The sequence below is a fragment of the Streptomyces sp. NBC_01260 genome (assembly GCF_036226405.1).
GTDB classification, from domain to species: Bacteria; Actinomycetota; Actinomycetes; order Streptomycetales; family Streptomycetaceae; genus Streptomyces; species Streptomyces laculatispora.
The window spans coordinates 5260346-5279817 of the sequence record NZ_CP108464.1 but is presented as its reverse complement, the minus strand read 5'-3'; the positions used below and the strand labels follow the sequence as shown (position 1 = coordinate 5279817).

Here is a 19472-nt window from a genome sequence, read left to right as displayed (position 1 = left end):
GGTCCTCGGCCCGCTGCCCCGCCGTGGGCGTCAGTCCCTCAACAGGTCCGGCACCCCGTCCTCGTCGGGCAGGTCCCGCTCCCCCGACACCACCGTGAGCTGCTGGGTGGCCCGCGTCAACGCGACGTACAGCACCCGCAGCCCCGCCGGGGACTCGTCCGCGATCTCCGCGGGCGAGACGACCACCGTGGCGTCGTACTCAAGGCCCTTCGCCTCCAGACTGCCGAGCGCCACCACCCGTTCGCCGAGCTCCGCGAGCCACTTGCGGGCCTGGTCCCGCCGGTTCATCGCGACGACGACACCGACCGTGCCGTCCACCTCGCCGAGCAGCCGCCGCGCCTCCTCGCGCACGGACGCGGCCAGATCGCCGTCCCGTACGGTCTCGAAGCGCGGCCGGACCCCCGTGGACCGGACGGCGGCCGGTGACTCCATGCCGGGCATCGCGAGCGCGAGGACCTTGGCCGCGAGTTCGGCGATCTCCGCCGGGTTGCGGTAGTTGACGGTCAGGGTGAACCGGCGGCGCGGGCGGTTGCCGAGCGCCTCGTCGCGCGCCGCCGCCGCCTCGTCCGGATCGGACCAGGAGGACTGCGCCGGGTCCCCGACGATCGTCCAGGTGGCGTGCCGGCCGCGGCGGCCGACCATCCGCCACTGCATGGGTGTGAGGTCCTGCGCCTCGTCGACGATGACGTGCGCGTACTCCGTGCGCTCGGCCGCGAGCCGCTCGGCCCGCTCCCACTGGGTCTCCTCCCGCTGCGGCATCAGCTCCTCCAGACCGGTGAGGTGGTCCAGCGGGTCGAACTCGCGTTTGCGCTTCGGCCGGTTCGGGGTGCCGATCAGGTACTGCAACTCGTCCAGCATCGCCACGTCGTGGACGGACAGCGGCCCCTGTCCCGCGCTGTCGAGGCGCTTCAGGGAGCGCGCGAGCCGGCGTACCTCACCCTGGTTGAGGGTCCGGCGCGCCCATCGGGCGAGCCGCTTCTCGTCCGACATCGCGGCGAGCACCCCGCGCGGGGTGAGCTCCGGCCACCAGGCGTTCAGGAACTCGATGAACGGCGTCTCGGTGGAGACGTCCTCGTCGAACGACGAGCGCAGTTCGGCGGCCAGCTCCGGATCGGTGTAGCGGCCCCGGCCGGACGACCTGCTCCACAGCGCGTCCAGCAGCAGTTTGCGGGCGCGCGGGCGCAGCAGGTTGACCGGTGCGGTACCGCTGAGGACGTTGTTCCGGATGCGCCGGAGCTCGTCCTCGTTGAGCTCGGCCCGGGCGCCGAAGGCCACCACCCGCAGCCGGGTGGGCGTGGCGGCCTCCCGCGGAGCCTCCTCCGCCTCCCCGAAAGCCAGTTGGCCGTCGCCCCCGGCGGCCGGCCGGACCGCGGGCTGCTCCAGCGCCCCGCGGGCCGCCTTGCGCAGCACATGGAGGATCCGGGACGAGCCCTTGATCCGGGCGACGGCCGGTTCGTCGTAGGTGGTGGCGCCCGCCGTGCCCGCCGCCTCGTCCGAGAGCGAGCCGACCGCACGGATCGCGACCTGGCCCTCCTCGCCGAGCGAGGGCAGCACCCCTTCGGTGTACGCGACCAGCAGCGGCGTCGGCGAGACGACGAGGATGCCGCCCGCGTACCGCCGCCGGTCCTGGTAGAGCAGGTACGCGGCACGGTGCAGGGCGACCGCGGTCTTGCCGGTGCCGGGACCGCCCGAGACCTCGGTGACCGAGGCGGCGGGCGCCCGGATCACCAGGTCCTGCTCGGCCTGGATGGAGGAGACGATGTCCCGCATGGTGTGGCTGCGGGCCTGCCCGAGCGCCGCCATCAGCGCTCCGTCCCCGATGACGGGGAGCTTCTCACCCTCCTGGTACGCGGTCAGCTCGGGACGCATCAGGTCGTCCTCGACCCCGAGGACCCTGCGGCCCTTGGAGCGGATGACCCGGCGGCGTACCACCCTGCCCGGTTCCTTCGGCGTCGACCGGTAGAAGGGCGCGGCGGCCGGCGCCCGCCAGTCGATGACCAGTGGCGCGTAGTCGGAGTCGAGGACCCCGATCCGGCCGATGTGCAGCGTCTCCGCGATATCGGCGGTGCTGTCCTCCCGTACTGCGTCGTCGGCCGGCTCCACGGAGGTGAACGCGCCGTCGGGGCCGCGCTCACCGTCCTTGCCGAGCAGCAGGTCGATCCTTCCGAAGAGGAAGTCCTCGAACTCGCTGTTCAGCCGGTTGAGGTGGACTCCGGCCCGGAACACCTGGGCGTCGCGCTCGGCGAGCGCTCCGGGTGTCCCGACCTGGCCGCGTTTGACGGCATCACTCATGAGAAATTCCGCCTCGTGGATCTTCTCCTCGAGGCGGTGGTAAACACGGTCGAGATGTTCCTGCTCGACACCGATTTCCCGGTCCCGCAACGAATCGACAGCGGCATCCTGCGCGGCCACTGAGACCCCCTTCTGACGTGCATTGGGCAGCCGTCAACCCTATGCGACGCGAGGCCCGTCGCGCACCTGCCACGAGCATGTGATCTCGCCGGCCGGCGCTTCGGCCCGGACCGGCCCGCCGGGAATCACGGGACAGCCCTACGCACCGACCCTCACCAGCCGCTTCCCGTCGAACGTACGCACCTCGAAGTAGTCGATGTCGCTCCGGGCCATCGCCGCCCCGCCGTGGACGTAGAGCGGGTAGGTGGCGCCGGGGTGTGTGGAGCCCCCGATGCCGTATCCCCACTTCGGTACGGACCAGGAGGTGACGACCTCCTCCTCGCCGGTCCTGGAGACGGCGACCAGGCGGCACTTCTGCGGGCCCCTCACGTTCCTCAGCTCCAGCACCGTGTCGGTGCCCCAGGCCTTCGGCCCCATGCCGATCGTGGCGTCGACCCCGGTGGTGGGGTCGGTGGCCCGGACCTTCTCCTTCATGCCGCGGAACGAGGCGTCCTCGGCGGGCCCGGCGGGCTGCGGGTCCGCCGCCCTTGCCGCGGGCCGGTCGCCGCCGGTGGCCGTCACCGCGAGCAGCGGGCCGCCGATGATCAGGGCCGCTGCCGCAGCGATCAGATACCGGCCCCGCCGGGTGCGCCGGGCGCGCCCGGCCACGACCTCGTCGACCAGCTCGCCGAGCATCCGGGGCGAGGGAGGCGCGGGCACGTGCGGGACCGGGCGGGCGCCGGGCACCTCGGGCGGTGACCCGGCGAGCAGCGCGAGCATCGGCTCCAGGCCGGCGAACTCGTCGAGACGGTCGCCGCAGGCGGCGCAGCCGGCCAGATGCGCCTCGAAGGCGGTGGCCTCGGCGTCGTCCAGGATGCCCAGGACGTACGCGCCCGCGGCATCGTGCCCGGACCCGTCGGCGGGGACGGGGGGATCGCCGGGCCCGCCGGAAGGACCCTCCGGCCGGGGCCCGAAGGGCTCCCACTCGTGGTCGCTCATGCCGTGATCCCCCGCTCTTCGAGTACGAGCTTCATCGAGCGCAGTGCGTAGAAGACCCGGGACCGCACCGTGCCGCTGGGGATGCCGAGCACCTCGGCCGCCTCGTTGACCGTGCGGCCCCTGAAGTAGGTCTCGACCAGTGCTTCCCGGTGGGCGGGGGTCAGATCACCGAGCGCCTCCGAGAGCGTCATCAGCCACAGCGCCCTGTCGATCTCGTCCTCCGCGGGAATGGCCTCCAGCGGCGACGGCTCGACCTCGTGCGGCCGGGCCCGGCGGCTGCGGTGGCCGTCGATGACGATGCGCCGGGCGACCGTCACCAGCCAGGGCCGGACGGAACCGGTGGCCCCGCCCAGTGAACCGGCGTTCTTCCAGGCCCGGATGAGCGTCTCCTGCACCACGTCCTCGGCGCGCTGCCGGTCGCCGGCGACGAGGCGCAGCACGTAGGCGGTCAACGGTCCGGCGTGTTCGCGGTAGAGCGCCCGCATCAGCTCCTCGTCGGGGACGGCGGAGGGGGACGGGGGCGGCTCACCGCGCTGCCGGGCCCCGTGCGGACGGTCATCGGCCACGGCCGCATCCTTGCGCACCCGAACCTCCCGGTCGAGACCTGTTGAGCTCCTTGGTCATGGGTACGGGGATGCGGGGCGATCCATTCAGTCCGGGTCCAGGATTTCCTGCGGGACGGATGCCGCGGGACAGGACCCGCGGCCGCAAGGGTCACGGCACCGCGTTGCGCCGCCGGTGCCGGGCGACCCGTTCGCGGTTCCCGCAGACCTCGCTGGAGCACCAGCGCCGGCGCCGGCCGCGCGAGGTGTCCAGGTAGATCCGGCGGCAGTTGTCGCCCTCGCAGCGGCGCAGCCCGCCCAGGGCCACCGGGTCGGTGAGGAGCTCCACGGCGTCACGTGCCACGGTGGCGAGCAGCGCCCGGCAGTCGGGTTCGGTGCTGAGCCCGCGCACCAGGGCGCCGTTCCCGGTGCGCACGGCGCGCACGGCGGGCGGCGCTCCGGCGGCGAGGGCGTTGACACGCTCCAGGGCTCCCTCGGCTCCGCGGCCGCCGAGTTGCACGGTCAGCAGCCGGTCGACGGCGGTCCTCAACTGCCGGAAGAGCACCAGCCAGTTGTGGTCCACGGCGGCGAGCCGGGTGCCCTGCGGTACGGCCCCGGAGGCCACCAGCCAGTGGGCGAGCCGCTCGGGCCGGTCCAGCGGATCGGGGGCGTCGGCGCTGCCCGCCCCCGTCGCCACCAGGTCCAGACAGAGCCGCCCGGCATCGAACCGCCAGTCGCACGAGCCCTTGCGCGTTGCCATGCGCATGTCACCGCCTTGGGTCCGGCCGACGTCCACACCAGAGTGCCCCTCCCGAACCCCGCCCGTAACCCCTGGCGCCGCGCGGACCCCGGCCGCCGGGCCCCCAGAGGCCCTCGGGTGACCTCCGGCCGGGCGGCCCCTCAGGCGCCGGGCGCGGCCGGTTCCCCGGTGCGCGGTCCGTCGTGCAGGATGCGCTGGAAGAGCCGGTGGTCGCGCCACTCTCCGTCGATGTGCATGTAGCGCGGGGCCAGGCCGAACTGCTCGAAGCCGCACTTGGTGAGCACCCGCTGCGACGCCACGTTGTCCAGGACCGTCCCGGCCTCGACCCGGTGCAGCCGCAGCTCGTCCCGGGCCAGGTCGCAGATGAGCCGCACCGCCGCGGTGGCCAGCCCGCGGCCCGCGCAGGTGACGTCCACCCAGTAGCCGAGCGTGGCGCTGTGGAACGACCCGAGCACGACGGCGTTGAGGTTGAATCCGCCGACCGCCCGGTCCTCCTCGTCCGCCAGCACCCAGGGCATCACGCGCCCCGCCTCGCGGTCGGCCAGCAGTTCGGCCAGCCGCTCGCGCTGCCCCTGCTCGGTGTAGAAGGCGTCGGGCCGCCGGGGCTCCCAGCGGCTCATGTACGTACGGCTGCGGGTCAGCGCTGCGGCGAGGGAGGCGGCGTCGGCCTCGGTGACGGGACGGAGCCGTACCTCCGCGTCGAGCCGGTGGATGTCAGTGATCATCCCCGCACGGTATCCCGGCCCGATCCGGCCGCTCCTGGCTCCCTCGTCGCCGGCCGGCGGCCCCGCGCACCGCTTGGACGCCCGCGTATGGAGCTGCGCGCCTGAGCGATGGAGCGGGACCGCCCCCGCCGCTTCACTGGAGCCATGACAACCAGCCAGGCCCACCGGCCGAACCGCACCATCCGCCACCTCGTGCTCGGTGGCGCCGCAGTCACCACCGGCCTCGTCGCGGGCACGTTCTACGTCTTCTCCTGCGCGGTCATGCCCGCGCTCGGCCGCAGCGACGACCGGACCTTCATCGAGGTCATGCAGAACATCAACGACGTCATAGAGAACCCGGTGTTCTTCGCCGGTTTCTTCGGCGCGCTGACCCTCACCGCGGCGGCCGCCTGGCAGCAGCGCCGCTCCCCCGGCCCGCGCGGATGGCTCTTCGCCGCGCTCGCGGTGTACGCCGTCGCCTTCCTGCTCACCTCGGGCGTCAACGTCCCGCTCAACGACGAGCTCGCACAGGCGGGGAACCCGACGCACATCGCCGACCCGGCCGCCGTGCGGGACCGGTTCGAGGACGCGTGGGTCGCCTGGAACACGGTACGGGCAGTCCTGTGCACCGCCGCACTCGCCCTCCTCCTGCGGGCCTCCCACCTGATGGCACGACAACTCCCTCAGGAATCGCCGCACTTGGCGCCCAACGCCGGATCCAGGGCCAGCCGGTAGCCGCGCTTGACGACCGTCTGAACGATCCCGGGCACGCCGAGCGCGGTACGCAGCCGGGCCATGGCCGTCTCCACCGCGTGCTCGTCCGTGCCGCTGCCGGGCAGCGCACGCAGCAGATCGGCGCGGGCCACCACCCAGCCCGGCCTGCGGGCCAGGGTGTGCAGCAGGGCCATCCCGGCCCCTGGCACCGGGCGCAGCGCGTCGTCGACCAGGACGGCGTGGCCGCGGATCTCGACCCGGTGTCCGGCGATGGGCAACGTACGTGCCCGGGTGGGCAGTTCACGGCAGAGCACCTGGACGAGCGGGCCGAGCCGGAAGCGCTCCGGCTGGATGGTGCCGAGCCCGTGGGCCTGCAACGGCAGTGCGGTGACCGGTCCGACGCAGGCCGCCACGACGTCGTCCCGCAGGGCGCTTAGGAGTTCGGGAAGCATGCCGCGTTCCTCGGCGCGGCGCAGCAGCGAGGCGGCGGCCGGGGCGCTGGTGAAGGTGAGCGCGTCCAGGCCACGGGCGGCGGTGAGGTCGAGGAGCCGGTCGAGCGGGGTGATGTCCTCGGGCGGCATCCAGCGGTAGACCGGGACGCCGATGACCTCGGCGCCCGCCGCCCGCAGCGACTCCACGAAGCCGGGAAGCGGTTCGCCGTGCAGCTGGAGGGCGATGCGGCGGCCCTCGACGCCCTCCGCCAGGAGCCGTTCCAGCACTTCCGCCATGGACTCGGAGGCGGGCGACCACGCCTCCATCAGCCCGGCGGCCCGGACCGCGCCCTTGACCTTGGGGCCGCGGGCCAGCAGCTCGACACCGCGCAGCCGGTCCAGCAGCTGGGCCCCGATGCCCCAGCCGTCGGCGGCCTCGATCCAGCCCCGGAAGCCGATCGCGGTGGTGGCGAGGACCACGTCGGGGGCGCTCTCGATGAGTTCCCTGGTGGCGGCGAGGAGTTCGCTGTCGTCGGCGAGCGGCACGGTCCGCAGGGCGGGGGCGTGCACCACGGTGGCGCCCCGCCGCCGCAGCAGCGCGGCGAGTTCGTCCGCCCGGCGCGCGGCGGTGACGCCGACCGTGAAGCCCGCGAGGGGCCCGTGCTGTTCGTCGTCGCGCATGTGGTCTACCCGGCTCTCGTCCCGCTGCTGCTCGATGGTGCGGAGGACCGACCCTGCCAACGATGCGTGACAGGCTCGGTTCGCCCGTATTTCCCGCCCGTTACGTCATCCGACACCGTGCGGTCATCATCACACCCCGGCGTGGCTGAGCCGGGGCTTCGCCGGGGGGGCCGCGGTGCGGCGAAGGTATACCGCCCGGGTCACCGCGGAACAGGCCCCGTAGAACACGAGGAAGGTCCAGAAGGCCGCCGTTCGGGAAGAACCGTCCCGGCCGGGTTCACCCCGTACTCCGGTCCCCTGAACAGGACCGTCACCGACCACAGAGTCCAGACCCAGAAGCGCGCGTTCCGGCGTGGTGCCGTGAGGTGACCGGTGCGCAACCTTGCTCTCACCGGGCCGGCGCCGGCCCGGTGAGGGCGGTCACCGCCGGTGCGGTCCCGGGGTCCCGGCCGGTTCCGGTGTACCGCGTCCGGCGGCCCGCTTCCCGGTCCGCTTCGGTGCACCGTTGGGCCAGAGCCGGGGCCGCCGCTTCGCCGCCACGTCCTCGACCCAGCCGACCGCGACGATCATCACCCCTATCAGGGGCCAGATCAGGATCAGCACGAGCACGTCGTACGACGCGTCGATGTACGTGTCGAGGTGGTCACCGACCCACGGGATGTTCCACAGCTGGTCGATGATCGGCATCGTCGCCATGAGCAGCAGGTTGTGCCAGAGGTAGATCGTCACGGCCCGGTTGTTGGCCAGGGTGATCGGGCTGTCCCAGCCGGCCAGCCGGCCGGGCAGTTCCTTCCACGAGGGCGCGTACTGGAGCAGGATCGCGCAGAAGCCGAGTGACCAGGTGGCCTGGGCGAGCGGGATCTCGTCCAGGTTCCAGCCCTCCTCGGTGAGGTGCCCGGACGCCCACCAGAGGGCGAAGGCCATGAGGAGCGCGGCCGAGGAGACCGAGATGTAGCGCGGAATCCTGCGCAGCAGCCCGTCGTTGTGGGCGAAGCCCAGGATCCAGCAGGAGCCGAACGTGCCGAAGTCGACGAGCGCCTCGCCCGTCGCCCCGGGCACGGCCACCAGACCGGTGCCGATGACGGCGGTGAGGCCGATCGGCGCGAGCAGCGTCACCCAGGGCAGTCTGCGGAACGCCTTCAGCAGCAGCGGTGAGGCCAGGACGAACCAGAGGTAGGCGCGGATGTACCAGAGCGGGCCCGCCGCCTGCTCGGCCCACGACAGTTCGAGGAAGCCGCCTTCAGAACCGCTCTCCCAGGGGTACGGCGGCGAGCCGATCGGCAGGATGTAGCAGCCCAGCTTGAGGAACCACCAGATGCCCTCCTCCCGCACCGGCTTGAGGCCCATCACGAACATCATCGGTACGACGAGGGCGGCGAACGCCCACATCGGCGGCAGCAGCCTGCGCAGCCGGCCGCGCAGGACGCTCCAGGCGGGCCGGGCCAGCGACCGGGCCATCAGGGAGCCGGCCAGGGCGAACATCACGCCCATGGACGGGAACAGGATGGTCAGCCAGGCCCAGCCGAACAGGTGGTAGACGACGACACGGACCAGCGCGACCGCACGGAGCAGGTCGAGATAGCGGTCGCGGCCGCCCGCCTTCGGCGCGGTGGCCGCCGGCTCCTGCGCGGGAGCGGGCACCGCCGCCCCGGCCTCGGGGGGCAGCGCGTACCGGACGTCGGCGGGCGCCCACTGCTGCTGCACGGGGAACGGCACCGTGTGCGGCTCCCCGGGCGGCTGCTGCGGGTAGGCCGAGGGGTGGCTCGGGTGGGTCATGCGACGGGCCTCCGGTCATTGCTGCTGCCTCGCCGCTGGCTCGGCATCGAGCCGGGCGCCTCCACGGCGCCGGTGCGGCGCAGCTTCTGCCAGCGCAGCCGGCCGCCGGTGAGAGCGGTGATCCAGGACTGAAGCAGCACCACGTACATGAGCTGCCGGTAGAGGATCTGCTGGAGGGGCAGCGAGATCAGATACGTCATGCGTTCCCGGTCGAGCCGGAAGGCGTACGCGGCGCAGACGGCCTGCACCGCCAGGACGCCGAGCCAGGCGACAACCGTCTTCTGGGTGGGGCCGAAGACGAGTCCGTACAGCAGGAAGACGTCGATGAGGGGCGCGAGCAGCGGGGCGACGACCATGAACAGGGCGACGAACGGCAGCCCGACGCGTCCGAAGCGGCCGGAAGGCCCGCGGTCGAGGACCGCGCGGCGGTGCTTCCAGATGGCCTGCATCGTGCCGTACGACCACCGGTAGCGCTGGGACCACAGCTGCTGCACGGACTCCGGCGCCTCGGTCCAGGCGCGGGCGTTCTCCGCGTACACGACGCGCCAGCCGTCCCGGTGCAGGGCCATCGTGACGTCGGTGTCCTCGGCGAGGGTGTCCTCGCTCATGCCGCCGATCCGGTCCAGCGCGTCGCGGCGGAACGCCCCGACCGCGCCGGGGATGGTCGGCATGCAGCGCAGCAGGTCGTACATCCGGCGGTCGAGGTTGAAGCCCATCACGTACTCGATGTGCTGCCAGGCCCCGATCATCGAATCCCGGTTGCCGACCTTGGCGTTGCCCGCGACGGCCCCGACCCGCGGATCGGCGAACGGCTGCACGAGTTCGCGGACGGTGGCCGGCTCGAAGACCGTGTCGCCGTCCATCATCACGATGATGTCGTGGCGGGCGTGCGCGATGCCGTTGTTGAGGGCTGCGGGCTTCCCGGCGTTGCGCTGGCGCACCACCCGTACGTCCGGCAGCCACATCGCCTCGACGATGTCCGCGGTGCCGTCCGTGGAACCGTCGTCGATGACGATGACTTCGACCGGATAGTCACTTGCCACCAGGGAGCGCACCGTGTTGGCGATGCACTCGCGTTCGTTGTACGCGGGCACCAGGACGGTCACCGGGCGGGTGACCGGCTCACCCCAGCTGAAGTCCCGTTTGCGGACCCGGCGCGCGTGCACGAAGGAGAGCAGCAGCATCAGCCCGAAGCGGGTCAGGACCAGCACCCCGATGACGGCGAGACCGACCGCCATCACATCGGTGATGTGCTCCGAGACGTCGACGGCGTGGACGAACGCCTTGCCCTTCCAGAGCGCGAGGCCGGTGACCGGGGTGTGCGCGCTGGGGGCGCCGAGGGCATCGGTGAGGTTGGCGAACTCGTACCCCTTGTCCTGCATCCTGGGCAGGAAGTGGCCGAGCGCGGCCACGGTCTGGGACCGGTCGCCGCCCGAGTCGTGCATCAGGACGATGGCGCCCTTGCCGTCCTTCGGTGTGGCGTTCTTGCTGATGACGCCGACACCGGGGCGCTTCCAGTCCTCGCTGTCGGTGTTGTTGACGACGGTGAGGTAGCCGCGGCTGCCGATGTACTCGGTGACCGGCCAGGACTTGTCGTCCATGGCGTCGGCGAACGAGGAGTACGGCGGCCGGAACAGCGAGGTACGAATTCCGGCCGCGCCCGCCAGCACCAGCTGGTTCTGCGAGAGCTCCCAGTCGATGCGGGCGTGGGACTGGTAGGAGAGGTCGGGGTGGTTGAAGGTGTGCAGCCCGACCTCGTGCCCCTCCTCGACCATGCGCTTCACCAGCTCGGGATAGCGCGAGGCCATGGTGCCGGTGACGAAGAAGACGGCGTGCGCGTCGTACTCCTTGAGCTTGTCGAGCACGCGCGGGGTCCACACCGGGTCGGGGCCGTCGTCGAAGGTCAGCACGATGCGGTGATCCGGGATGCGCAGGGTCTTGGCGGGCTCGGTCGCGCTGCGCGCGTCGATGACCGGTCCGCCTTCGAGGACCTGCTGGGGCACCTGGTCGGTGGCCGCCGGTGGCTGAATCCGGTGGTCGGCGAGGATTTCGCTGTGCACGTAGCCGCGCAGCATCAGCATGGCGAGCAGGGCGACGAGGAGCAGGAACGGCAGCAGATAGCGCATGGGGAGCCTGCGCCGCCGGGTCTGCTTCTTACGGTTGTGCCTGCCCCGTGTGACGGGGGTGGTCATTTACTTGGCGCCTTCTTGCTCTTGCACAGGAGGTTCCGAGGACTCGACGGGCGGTGCCGCGGTGTCCGGCGGCGGTGTCCCGGGATCGGCGGGAGGCGTCCCGGTACTGGTGGGCAGGGTCGAGACCGAGCTTTCGGCGGTCGGCGCGGTGTCATCACCGCCGCTGATCTGGGTCCGGTCCCCGACCGGTACGACGGGACCCGGCGGCGAGGAGCCGGCGCCGGGCGCCGAGGAGCCGGCGGCGGCCGAGCTGCCCGGTACCGGGGCGCTGCTCCCGTCCACCGGGGCGGACTGCGAGGAGCCGGCCGTCGCACTGGGTGTGACCAGGGCGCCCACGCTCTCGCCCGGCGCGGGAGGAACCTGCACCTCTTCCGCCTTCCGGTGCTCGTCCTGGCCGGAAAGCGGCAGGAACGGAGCGCTGGAGTTGCCGCCGAGGACGGCGCCGACGAGCGTCACCGCGAAGCAGACGCAGACCGCGGCGATCACCCAGCCGAACCGCCGGAGCGTCTTGCTCCGCCGCCCGCTCTCGTCGACGAAAACAGGGCCGTCGGAGCCATCCGGAGCGCCGGGTTCCGGGAGCAGCTCAGAGAGCTGCCGTCCCAGACCGTCGAGTTGGATGGTGACTTCGTTCGGCTCGTGCGTGTGCCCCGCATGGGCACCTTCGCGCCAAGTTTCCACTGTTGTACGCACTTCCCCCACTCAAGATCGGGTGCGCGCAACTGACCGGTTATGTACCGCCGGACCGGGCCCCCACCCTGTCCACGCGCCCCCTACCACAGTGCACCCGGACGATGAATGTAGCGCACGCCGAGGACCCTCCGACCCTACTGTCCGGTGTTGTTCACCATGAGGGATACATCTGTTCCGCCTCGTGGTGCGGCCTGGTGCGGCCACCACCCGGGGCGGCTCGGCGATCGAAGCACCTGGCAGAACCGCACGCCGGTGCGCACGCTCCCGCGCGCCGGTCATGGTCGACCGGCCTGCGAGGCAGACAAAAAACGAGGACCCCGTTGCGGGTGGCAACGGGGTCCTCGTTCACATGGGAATTGTGGAGATGGCGGGAATCGAACCCGCGTCCAACGGTGCGGAATCAGGGCTTCTCCGAGTGCAGTTCGCTGCGCTTTTCTCGGCCCCGGAGGTCACGCGAACAAGCCTCCGACAGGCCCAGCCACTGTTTGATTTCCTTCAGGGCCCCGTGACCGGGCCTAGAAGTTTAGATCCCTGAATGATGCCAGGATCCGGGTCGGGATCACCCCCGGGCTGACACTCCGCAGAGTCTTCGCTTAGCTGCTAATTAGGCAGCGAGGGCGAAGGCGGAGGAATCGCGCTTGGAATTGGCGATTATTGGTTGCGACATATGGTTAACGAGATCATTGCCGCTTCCTCGACTCGCTTCCCCTGCTTCGACATCCGCTGTCGAAACCGATCATCCCCATGTTGATTTTTCAAAGGTGGTACACACCCCGTGGGGTGCAGTGCCATCGTACGTGACCAACGCACGCCGATGCCAGCCTATTCCTGGCGGACCGGCCGCCGGCCGGTCCCCGGGGGCCGGTCAGGCGCTCCGCTGGCGACGGCGGGCGGCCGAGACCGCCCGGTTCGTCTCCCTGGTGTCCTGCTTCTCGCGCAGCGTCTGCCGCTTGTCGTACTCCTTCTTGCCCTTCGCCAGCGCGATCTCGACCTTGACCCGGCCATTGAGGAAGTACAGCGCGAGCGGGACGATCGTGTGTCCGCTCTCCTGCGCCTTCGACTCCAGCTTGTCGATCTCGGCCCGGTGCATCAGCAGCTTGCGCTTGCGCTTGGCCGAGTGGTTGGTCCAGGTGCCCTGGACGTACTCCGGGACGTGGATGTTGTGCAGCCACGCCTCGCCGCCGTCGATCTGCACGAAGCCGTCCACCAGGGAGGCCCGGCCCATGCGCAGCGATTTGACCTCGGTGCCCATCAGCGCGAGGCCGCACTCATAGGTGTCGAGGATGGTGTAGTCGTGACGCGCCTTCTTGTTCTGCGCGATGATCTTGCGCCCGGTGTCCTTTTCCTTAGCCATAGTGCGGCCATTTTCGCACTACGACCCACCCCCGAGGCCACTCAATACCGTCTCGGCCCGCTGCTGGGCCCGCGCGCTCACCGCGAGGTCCGGTGTGATGCCGCGGTCATCGACGCTCCGGCCCGCCGGAGTCCGGTAGTGGCCCACGGTCAGCTCGGCCACCGAGCCGCCCGCGAGCTTGCTCGGCATCTGGACGGAACCCTTGCCGAAGGTGCGCGAACCGACCGTGACCGCGCGCCCCCGGTCCTGCAGGGCGCCGGTCAGCAGCTCGGCCGCGCTCATCGTGCCGCCGTCGATGAGGACGACGACGGGGCGCGCGGTGTCGCCCCCTCCGTCCGCGTACAGGGCGCGCTGCTCGCCGTGCACGTCGTAGGTGGCGACCAGTCCGCCGTCCAGGAAGGCGGAGGCGGCGGTGACGGCCTCGGTGACCAGCCCGCCGGAGTTGCCGCGCAGGTCCAGCAGCACGCCGGTGCCCGCCGGTGCCTCCCGGACGGCGTCACGGACCTCGGCGCCCGAACCCTTGGTGAACGAGCCGACTTCGATCAGTACGGCTGCGGAGGGATCGGAACGGTCCGGTCCGAGCCGCCGCACGGTGACGGCCTCGGTGGTGAGACGGGCCCGGTGCAGCGTCTCGGTCCGGCCGGCGGAACCCCGCTGCACCCCCACGACGACAACGCTCCCCGCGGCCGCGCCCGTACGGTCACCGCGCAGCAGGGCCACCACGTCGGAGACCGGGCGCCGGTCGACCCGGTGGCCGTCGACCGTGCGGATCAGGTCGCCCGCACGGATACCGGCCCGGTCGGCGGGGCTGCCCGGCTGGACCCGGGCGACCGCGACCAGCCCGTCGGCGGAGCGTCTGGCGGCGATCCCGACGCCCGTGTACGAGCCGTCGAGGGCCTGCTCGAACTCCTGGTACTCCCGCTCGTCGTACACCGCGCCCCAGCGGTCCCCGCTGCGGCTGACGACCTCCTCGGCCGCCTCCGTACCGGACTTGCCGTCCGCCACCGCGTCGGCGGCGGCATCGACCACCGCGTCGCGGTCCGCGAAGGAGGCGACGGGCCGGGTCTCCGTCTCCGGACTCCGCCCTTCGCCGCGGGGCAGCGCACCGGTGGCGGCGCCGGTGGCGAGCACGCTCGCGAAGACCAATGTCAGGGCCGCCCCGCGACAGAGACCGCGGGGCCCGACACGATGAACGGGGCCAGACATGGCGCTGAGTCTAGGACAACGCCTCCCGGGCGCACGGCTCGTTGGCCCCGCGCCCGGGAGGCGTTCGTCATACCTTGAGGTACTTGCGCAGTGCGAAGAGAGCGGCAACCGCGGGCATCAGCAGACCGATCGCCAGTACCAGCGGGAGCTTGGTGAGGACCGCGTCCCAGCCGATGAAGTCGATCAGGTTCAGCTTGTCCTTGAGCGCCAGACCGCCGTCGATCAGGAAGTAGCGGCCGGCCAGCAGCATGACGCAGGCCAGTACGCCGCCGATCAGACCGGCGAACGCGGCCTCCATGATGAACGGCATCTGGATGTAGAAGCCGGAGGCGCCGACGAGCCGCATGATGCCCGTCTCGCGCCGTCGGCTGAACGCGGACACCCGGACGGTGTTCACGATCAGCATCAACGCGATGACCAGCATCAGCGCCATCACGAAGAGCGCGGCGACGTTCATGCCGTTCATCAGCCCGAAGAGGTTGTCCAGGATGCTTCTCTGGTCCTGGACCGACTGCACCCCGTTGCGGCCGGCGAAGGCGGTGGCGACGACCTTGTACTTGGTCGGGTCGTGGAGCTTGACGCGGAAGGACTCCGGCATCTGGTCCGGCGTGATGTTGCCGGCCATGGGGGAGTCGCCGAACTCCTCCTGGTAGTGCTTGTACGCCTCGTCGGACGACTCGTACGTCACCGTCTCGACGACGTCCATCTTCTTGAGATCGCCCTCGATCTCCTTCTTCTGCTCCCCGGTGACCGCACCCTTGGCGCACTGGACCACCGTCTCCGAATCCCCCTTGCCGCAGAGGTAGATGGAGACGTTGACCTTGTCGTACCAGTAGTCCTTCATCGTGCTGACCTGCTCGCGCATGAGCAGCGCGCCGCCGAACAGGGCGAGCGAGAGGGCGACGGAGACGACGACGGCGAAGGTCATCGTGAGGTTGCGACGGAGGCCGACGCCGATCTCCGACAGGACGAACTGGGCGCGCATGGCGTCCTTTCAGTGCTGGGTGCTCAGTGCTGGTAGCCGTAGACGCCGCGCGCCTGGTCGCGTACGAGACGGCCCTGCTCGAGCTCGATGACGCGTTTGCGCATCTGGTCGACGATGTTCTGGTCGTGGGTCGCCATGATCACGGTGGTCCCGGTCCGGTTGATCCGGTCCAGCAGCTTCATGATGCCGACCGAGGTCTGCGGGTCGAGGTTGCCGGTCGGCTCGTCCGCGATCAGCAGCATGGGCCGGTTCACGAAGGCCCGCGCGATCGCCACGCGCTGTTGCTCACCACCGGAGAGCTCACCCGGCATCCGGTCCTCCTTGCCGCCGAGACCGACGAGGTCGAGGACCTGCGGAACCGCCTTGCGGATCTCGCCGCGCGGCTTGCCGATCACTTCCTGGGCGAACGCCACGTTCTCCGCGACGGTCTTGTTGGGAAGCAGCCGGAAGTCCTGGAAGACCGTGCCCAACTGGCGGCGCATGTGCGGCACCTTCCAGTTGGACATGCGCGCGAGGTCCTTGCCCAGGACATGGACCATGCCCTGGCTGGCGCGCTCTTCGCGGAGGATGAGCCGCATGAAGGTGGACTTGCCGGAGCCGGAGGAGCCCACCAGGAAGACGAACTCGCCCTTCTCGATATCGAGAGACACATCCCGTAGAGCGGGACGGCTCTGCTTCGGGTAGGTCTTGGAGACATTGTCGAATCGGATCACGGATGCACCACGGTCGGCCGGGAGTAGGTGAGCGTGACCATACGCGAACCGGACTGACGCGTGCAGGCGCGCGTACCGGGATGGGTGATTTATGGCGGAACGCAAGCGGACGCGAACCGGGAGCTTCCGTGACCTGTCCGGCGGGCCGCGCCGAAATCCGTGCGAGCTGGCACAGTGGTAGGGGAACGGTCGCGTTTCCGTGAGCGTTGTGCGGAGTGAAGGCTTGTGCGGCTCCGCCGCGCGGGAGGAGGAAAGCGCATGACCTATGACCGATTGGTGTGCGCGAACTGTGCGGCGCCCGTGGCCGAGGGCCGCTGCCCGGTGTGCCGGGCCAGCCGCGCGCGGCTGGAGCAGCAGGGACAGGGCCCCCTCGGTGGGATGAACCCGATGATGCTGATCGCCCTGCTGGTGGTGCTGCTGTGCGCGCTGGCACTGCTCGCCCACCAGGCGGCGTGACCGAAAGCAACCGCCCGATTACCTGAACGGTTCCCGGTTACCTGAATGGTGCCGCGCGGGATGACCTGCACCGGGGCCCCGGGCCTCAACCCGGTACGTGGCCGGTGCGATGGCGCCGGAACGCCCTCCCAGCGCGCTGGGAGGGCGTTCCGGCCGCCGAGCGAGGTGGAGGAGGCCACGGAAGCCACGGAGGCCCCGTTCCGGAGCCCCGGGAGGCGGCCGGGACACGGCGTGATCCTCACTCCCCCGGGTACGACGCGCACGACCAGAGGGGCTCGGACCGCTTCCGCGGTCCGAGCCCCTCTGTTCGTGCAGGTACCGCTGTGGCCGTCAGGCGGCCGTGCGGCCGTTCATCAGGCGCGGGAGGATCCGGAAGCCGATGCCTCCGGCGATCATCGTCGCGGCGCCGACCAGCAGGAACGTGGTCTCGGCAGCACCGGTCTCGGCGAGCTCGTCCTTGCCCTTGCCCTGCTCGGCCGGCTGGTTGCCGACCGAGTCGGTGTCGGTGTTGTCGGCGCACTCGGCGCCGTCGAGGTCGACGGTGCAGGTGCCCGCGTTGCCGCCATCGGTCCCGGAGCCTGAGCCACCGGTCGCAGCGTCGCCACCGCCGGTAGCGTCACCGCCGCCGGCCGCCGCATCGCCACCACCAGCAGTGTCACCGCCACCGGCCGCCGCATCGCCACCACCGGCCGCAGCGTCGCCACCACCGGCCGCAGCGTCGCCACCACCAGCAGCATCCTCACCACCGGCCGCCGCATCGCCACCACCAGCAGCATCCTCACCACCGGCCGCCGCATCGCCACCACCAGCAGCATCCTCACCACCGGCCGCCGCATCGCCACCACCAGCAGCATCCTCACCACCGGCCGCCGCATCGCCACCACCAGCAGCATCCTCACCACCGGCCGCCGCATCGCCACCACCAGCAGCATCCTCACCACCGGCCGCCGCATCGCCACCACCAGCAGCATCCTCACCACCGGCCGCCGCATCGCCACCACCAGCAGCATCCTCACCACCGGCCGCCGCATCGCCACCACCAGCAGCATCCTCACCACCGGCCGCCGCATCGCCACCACCAGCGACATCGGCACCACCGGCGACGTCAGCGCCACCAGCGACATCGGCACCACCGGCCGCGTCGCCACCACCAGCAGCGTCCTCGCCACCCGTGGCGTCACCTCCGCCCGCCGCGTCGTCATCGCCGGAGACACCGATGTTCACGCCGCCCTGGTTGGCCTCGGCATTGACGCCGATACCCGCGACGTCGACACCGATTCCGACGGCCTGTGCCGCACCGGCGGCGGTGAGCGAGGCGCCTGCGGCGATGACCGCACCCGCGGCCATCCGCGCGACGCGGACTCGCGTCTTCTTCGTCATGTGCTGCTACCCCCAGTAGCTGTTCTCGTCAGTGGAGCAGCCATATGCGGGGTCACGGCCCTGCGGGGTTTGCTCCGAACGCCGGCCCACGTCGTGCCGTGGCCGTACCGCCCGCCCCCGATCACACCCGTCCCAGACATACGTACGCTGCTCCAGCAGCCTGGCCAGAGTTAAGGACTACGTCAAGGCCGTTCCGTGCAATGTGCCCCGGTTTGGCGGCGGTTGACCCTCATTCGGAACCACGACTGTGACGCGTTCACCACGCCATCCCCTCAACTCACCCGTTCCGGAACCAGAAGAAGCCCGGGCGGTGATGACTGCCCGGGCTCAACTGCGGTGCGGATGAGGCTACTTCTCGCGCTGCTTGCGCCAGCGGATGCCCGCCTCCACGAAGCCGTCGATCTCGCCGTTGAAGACCGCTTCCGGGTTGCCCATCTCGAACTCCGTACGCAGGTCCTTGACCATCTGGTACGGGTGCAGGACGTACGAGCGCATCTGGTTGCCCCAGGAGTTGCCGCCGTCGCCCTTGAGCGCGTTCATCTTCGCCTGCTCCTCCTGGCGGCGGCGCTCAAGGAGCTTCGCCTGGAGGACGTTCATCGCGGATGCCTTGTTCTGGATCTGCGAGCGCTCGTTCTGGCAGGAGACGACGATGCCGGTCGGCAGGTGGGTCAGCCGGACCGCGGAGTCCGTGGTGTTGACGCCCTGGCCGCCGGGGCCCGAGGAGCGGTACACGTCGATACGGAGCTCGGACTCGTCGATCTCGACGTGGTCCGTCTGCTCGACCACCGGCAGCACCTCGACGCCCGCGAAGGACGTCTGGCGGCGGCCCTGGTTGTCGAAGGGCGAGATCCGGACGAGCCGGTGGGTGCCCTGCTCGACGGAGAGCGTGCCGTAGGCATACGGCACCTCCACCGCGAAGGTGGTCGACTTGATGCCGGCCTCTTCGGCGTACGCCGTCTCGTAGACCTCGGTCTTGTAGTTGTGCCGCTCGGCCCAGCGGAGGTACATGCGCTGGAGCTTCTCGGCGAAGTCCGCGGCATCGACGCCACCGGCCTCGGCCCGGATGGTGACCAGGGCCTCGCGCGCGTCGTACTCGCCGGAGAGGAGGGTACGGACCTCCATCTCGTCGAGCGCCTTCTTGACGGAGGCCAGCTCCGACTCGGCCTCGGCGAGGGCATCGGCGTCGCCCTCGTCCTCGGCGAGCTCGAAGAGAACCTCGAGATCGTCGATCCGGTTGCGCAGCGCCTCGGTCTTGCGGACCTCGGCCTGCATGTGCGAAAGCTTGCTGGTGATCTTCTGCGCCGCCTCCGGGTCATCCCAGAGGGACGGCGCCGCCGCCTGCTCCTCGAGCGCGGCGATGTCCGCCCTCAGCGCATCCAGGTCCAGGACGGCCTCGATCGACCCCATGGTCGAGGAGAGGGACTTCAGCTCTTCGGAAATATCGACGACTGCCACGGGTCCAGCGTAACGGCTGTCGGCGCGGACGTTCCTCGGGCCG

At 71.0% G+C, this 19472-nt stretch carries 17 protein-coding genes and 1 other RNA gene; 2 read left to right on the top strand and 16 right to left on the bottom strand.

Features of this window, described 5'->3' with window-relative positions:
* Positions 1-30: 30 nt before the first annotated feature.
* The 5 genes from OG322_RS23415 to OG322_RS23395 form a co-directional block, all read right to left on the bottom strand.
* Positions 31-2412, bottom strand: coding sequence for a HelD family protein (locus OG322_RS23415; protein WP_123471400.1), 2382 nt, complete (start codon positions 2410-2412; stop codon positions 31-33).
* A gap of 138 nt (positions 2413-2550) precedes the next feature.
* Entirely contained in the window at positions 2551-3390 is an 840-nt protein-coding gene (locus OG322_RS23410) for an anti-sigma factor family protein (protein WP_124284138.1), read from the bottom strand.
* Positions 3387-3974: a sigma-70 family RNA polymerase sigma factor gene (locus OG322_RS23405; protein ID WP_123471402.1), complete on the bottom strand. Its 588-nt coding sequence runs from the start codon at positions 3972-3974 to the stop codon at positions 3387-3389. Before OG322_RS23405 ends, OG322_RS23410 begins: the two co-directional genes overlap by 4 nt.
* A gap of 130 nt (positions 3975-4104) precedes the next feature.
* A complete protein-coding gene (locus tag OG322_RS23400; protein WP_123471562.1) occupies positions 4105-4692 on the bottom strand; it encodes a CGNR zinc finger domain-containing protein in 588 nt (195 codons plus the stop codon).
* Between the two features lie 140 nt (positions 4693-4832).
* Entirely contained in the window at positions 4833-5417 is a 585-nt protein-coding gene (locus tag OG322_RS23395) for a GNAT family N-acetyltransferase (RefSeq protein WP_123471403.1), read from the bottom strand.
* 144 nt (positions 5418-5561) lie between these two features.
* Here OG322_RS23395 and OG322_RS23390 point away from each other — a divergent pair, with 144 nt between their 5' ends.
* Positions 5562-6131: an anthrone oxygenase family protein gene (locus tag OG322_RS23390; RefSeq protein ID WP_329306875.1), complete on the top strand. Its 570-nt coding sequence runs from the start codon at positions 5562-5564 to the stop codon at positions 6129-6131.
* Here the strand turns inward: OG322_RS23390 and OG322_RS23385 are convergent.
* The 9 genes from OG322_RS23385 to ftsE all read right to left on the bottom strand — a co-directional run bounded on the left by OG322_RS23385 (position 6080) and on the right by ftsE (position 16138).
* A complete protein-coding gene (locus OG322_RS23385) occupies positions 6080-7222 on the bottom strand; it encodes a uroporphyrinogen-III synthase (RefSeq protein ID WP_124284140.1) in 1143 nt (380 codons plus the stop codon). The two genes, OG322_RS23390 and OG322_RS23385, sit on opposite strands and share 52 nt — an antisense overlap.
* A gap of 420 nt (positions 7223-7642) precedes the next feature.
* The gene (locus tag OG322_RS23375; RefSeq protein WP_124284142.1) at positions 7643-8998 is read right to left on the bottom strand and encodes an acyltransferase family protein; all 1356 of its coding nucleotides are present in this window, start codon (positions 8996-8998) and stop codon (positions 7643-7645) included.
* Complete coding sequence (locus OG322_RS23370) at positions 8995-11190, bottom strand: bifunctional polysaccharide deacetylase/glycosyltransferase family 2 protein (protein ID WP_123471407.1); 2196 nt, start codon at positions 11188-11190, stop codon at positions 8995-8997. Before OG322_RS23370 ends, OG322_RS23375 begins: the two co-directional genes overlap by 4 nt.
* Complete coding sequence (locus tag OG322_RS23365) at positions 11191-11880, bottom strand: hypothetical protein (RefSeq protein WP_260147609.1); 690 nt, start codon at positions 11878-11880, stop codon at positions 11191-11193.
* Positions 11881-12236: 356 nt separating this feature from the next.
* Positions 12237-12624: a transfer-messenger RNA gene (gene ssrA, locus OG322_RS23360) on the bottom strand.
* A 121-nt stretch (positions 12625-12745) separates the two neighbouring features.
* The gene (gene smpB / locus OG322_RS23355) at positions 12746-13234 is read right to left on the bottom strand and encodes an SsrA-binding protein SmpB (RefSeq protein ID WP_123471409.1); all 489 of its coding nucleotides are present in this window, start codon (positions 13232-13234) and stop codon (positions 12746-12748) included.
* An 18-nt stretch (positions 13235-13252) separates the two neighbouring features.
* Positions 13253-14440, bottom strand: a complete 1188-nt coding sequence (locus OG322_RS23350) for a S41 family peptidase (protein ID WP_123471410.1) — start codon at positions 14438-14440, stop codon at positions 13253-13255.
* 67 nt (positions 14441-14507) lie between these two features.
* Positions 14508-15425 (bottom strand): permease-like cell division protein FtsX, encoded by a 918-nt coding sequence (gene ftsX, locus OG322_RS23345; RefSeq protein ID WP_123471411.1) that lies wholly within the window; start codon positions 15423-15425, stop codon positions 14508-14510.
* A gap of 23 nt (positions 15426-15448) precedes the next feature.
* A complete protein-coding gene (gene ftsE / locus OG322_RS23340; protein ID WP_024489199.1) occupies positions 15449-16138 on the bottom strand; it encodes a cell division ATP-binding protein FtsE in 690 nt (229 codons plus the stop codon).
* Positions 16139-16396: 258 nt separating this feature from the next.
* Between ftsE and OG322_RS23335 the strand changes: the two genes are divergently transcribed.
* Positions 16397-16594, top strand: a complete 198-nt coding sequence (locus tag OG322_RS23335; RefSeq protein WP_123471412.1) for a hypothetical protein — start codon at positions 16397-16399, stop codon at positions 16592-16594.
* 330 nt (positions 16595-16924) lie between these two features.
* On the opposite strand, the gene OG322_RS23330 is transcribed toward OG322_RS23335, so the two are convergent.
* Both OG322_RS23330 and prfB read right to left on the bottom strand, forming a co-directional pair.
* A complete protein-coding gene (locus OG322_RS23330) occupies positions 16925-17974 on the bottom strand; it encodes a hypothetical protein (protein WP_329306874.1) in 1050 nt (349 codons plus the stop codon).
* Between the two features lie 348 nt (positions 17975-18322).
* On the bottom strand, positions 18323-19429 hold the full coding sequence (prfB, locus tag OG322_RS23325) for a peptide chain release factor 2 (protein ID WP_123471414.1): 1107 nt from the start codon (positions 19427-19429) through the stop codon (positions 18323-18325).
* Positions 19430-19472: the final 43 nt, after the last annotated feature.

Coding starts and splice junctions, on each gene's coding strand:
- ftsX (WP_123471411.1), bottom strand. CDS start 15,425: ATGCGCGCCCAGTTCGTCCTGTCGGAGATCGGCGTCGGCCTCCGTCGC.
- OG322_RS23330 (WP_329306874.1), bottom strand. CDS start 17,974: ATGACGAAGAAGACGCGAGTCCGCGTCGCGCGGATGGCCGCGGGTGCG.
- OG322_RS23335 (WP_123471412.1), top strand. CDS start 16,397: ATGACCTATGACCGATTGGTGTGCGCGAACTGTGCGGCGCCCGTGGCC.
- OG322_RS23375 (WP_124284142.1), bottom strand. CDS start 8,998: ATGACCCACCCGAGCCACCCCTCGGCCTACCCGCAGCAGCCGCCCGGG.
- smpB (WP_123471409.1), bottom strand. CDS start 13,234: ATGGCTAAGGAAAAGGACACCGGGCGCAAGATCATCGCGCAGAACAAG.
- OG322_RS23410 (WP_124284138.1), bottom strand. CDS start 3,390: ATGAGCGACCACGAGTGGGAGCCCTTCGGGCCCCGGCCGGAGGGTCCT.
- OG322_RS23400 (WP_123471562.1), bottom strand. CDS start 4,692: ATGGCAACGCGCAAGGGCTCGTGCGACTGGCGGTTCGATGCCGGGCGG.
- OG322_RS23390 (WP_329306875.1), top strand. CDS start 5,562: ATGACAACCAGCCAGGCCCACCGGCCGAACCGCACCATCCGCCACCTC.
- OG322_RS23395 (WP_123471403.1), bottom strand. CDS start 5,417: ATGATCACTGACATCCACCGGCTCGACGCGGAGGTACGGCTCCGTCCC.
- OG322_RS23350 (WP_123471410.1), bottom strand. CDS start 14,440: ATGTCTGGCCCCGTTCATCGTGTCGGGCCCCGCGGTCTCTGTCGCGGG.
- OG322_RS23385 (WP_124284140.1), bottom strand. CDS start 7,222: ATGCGCGACGACGAACAGCACGGGCCCCTCGCGGGCTTCACGGTCGGC.
- OG322_RS23370 (WP_123471407.1), bottom strand. CDS start 11,190: ATGACCACCCCCGTCACACGGGGCAGGCACAACCGTAAGAAGCAGACC.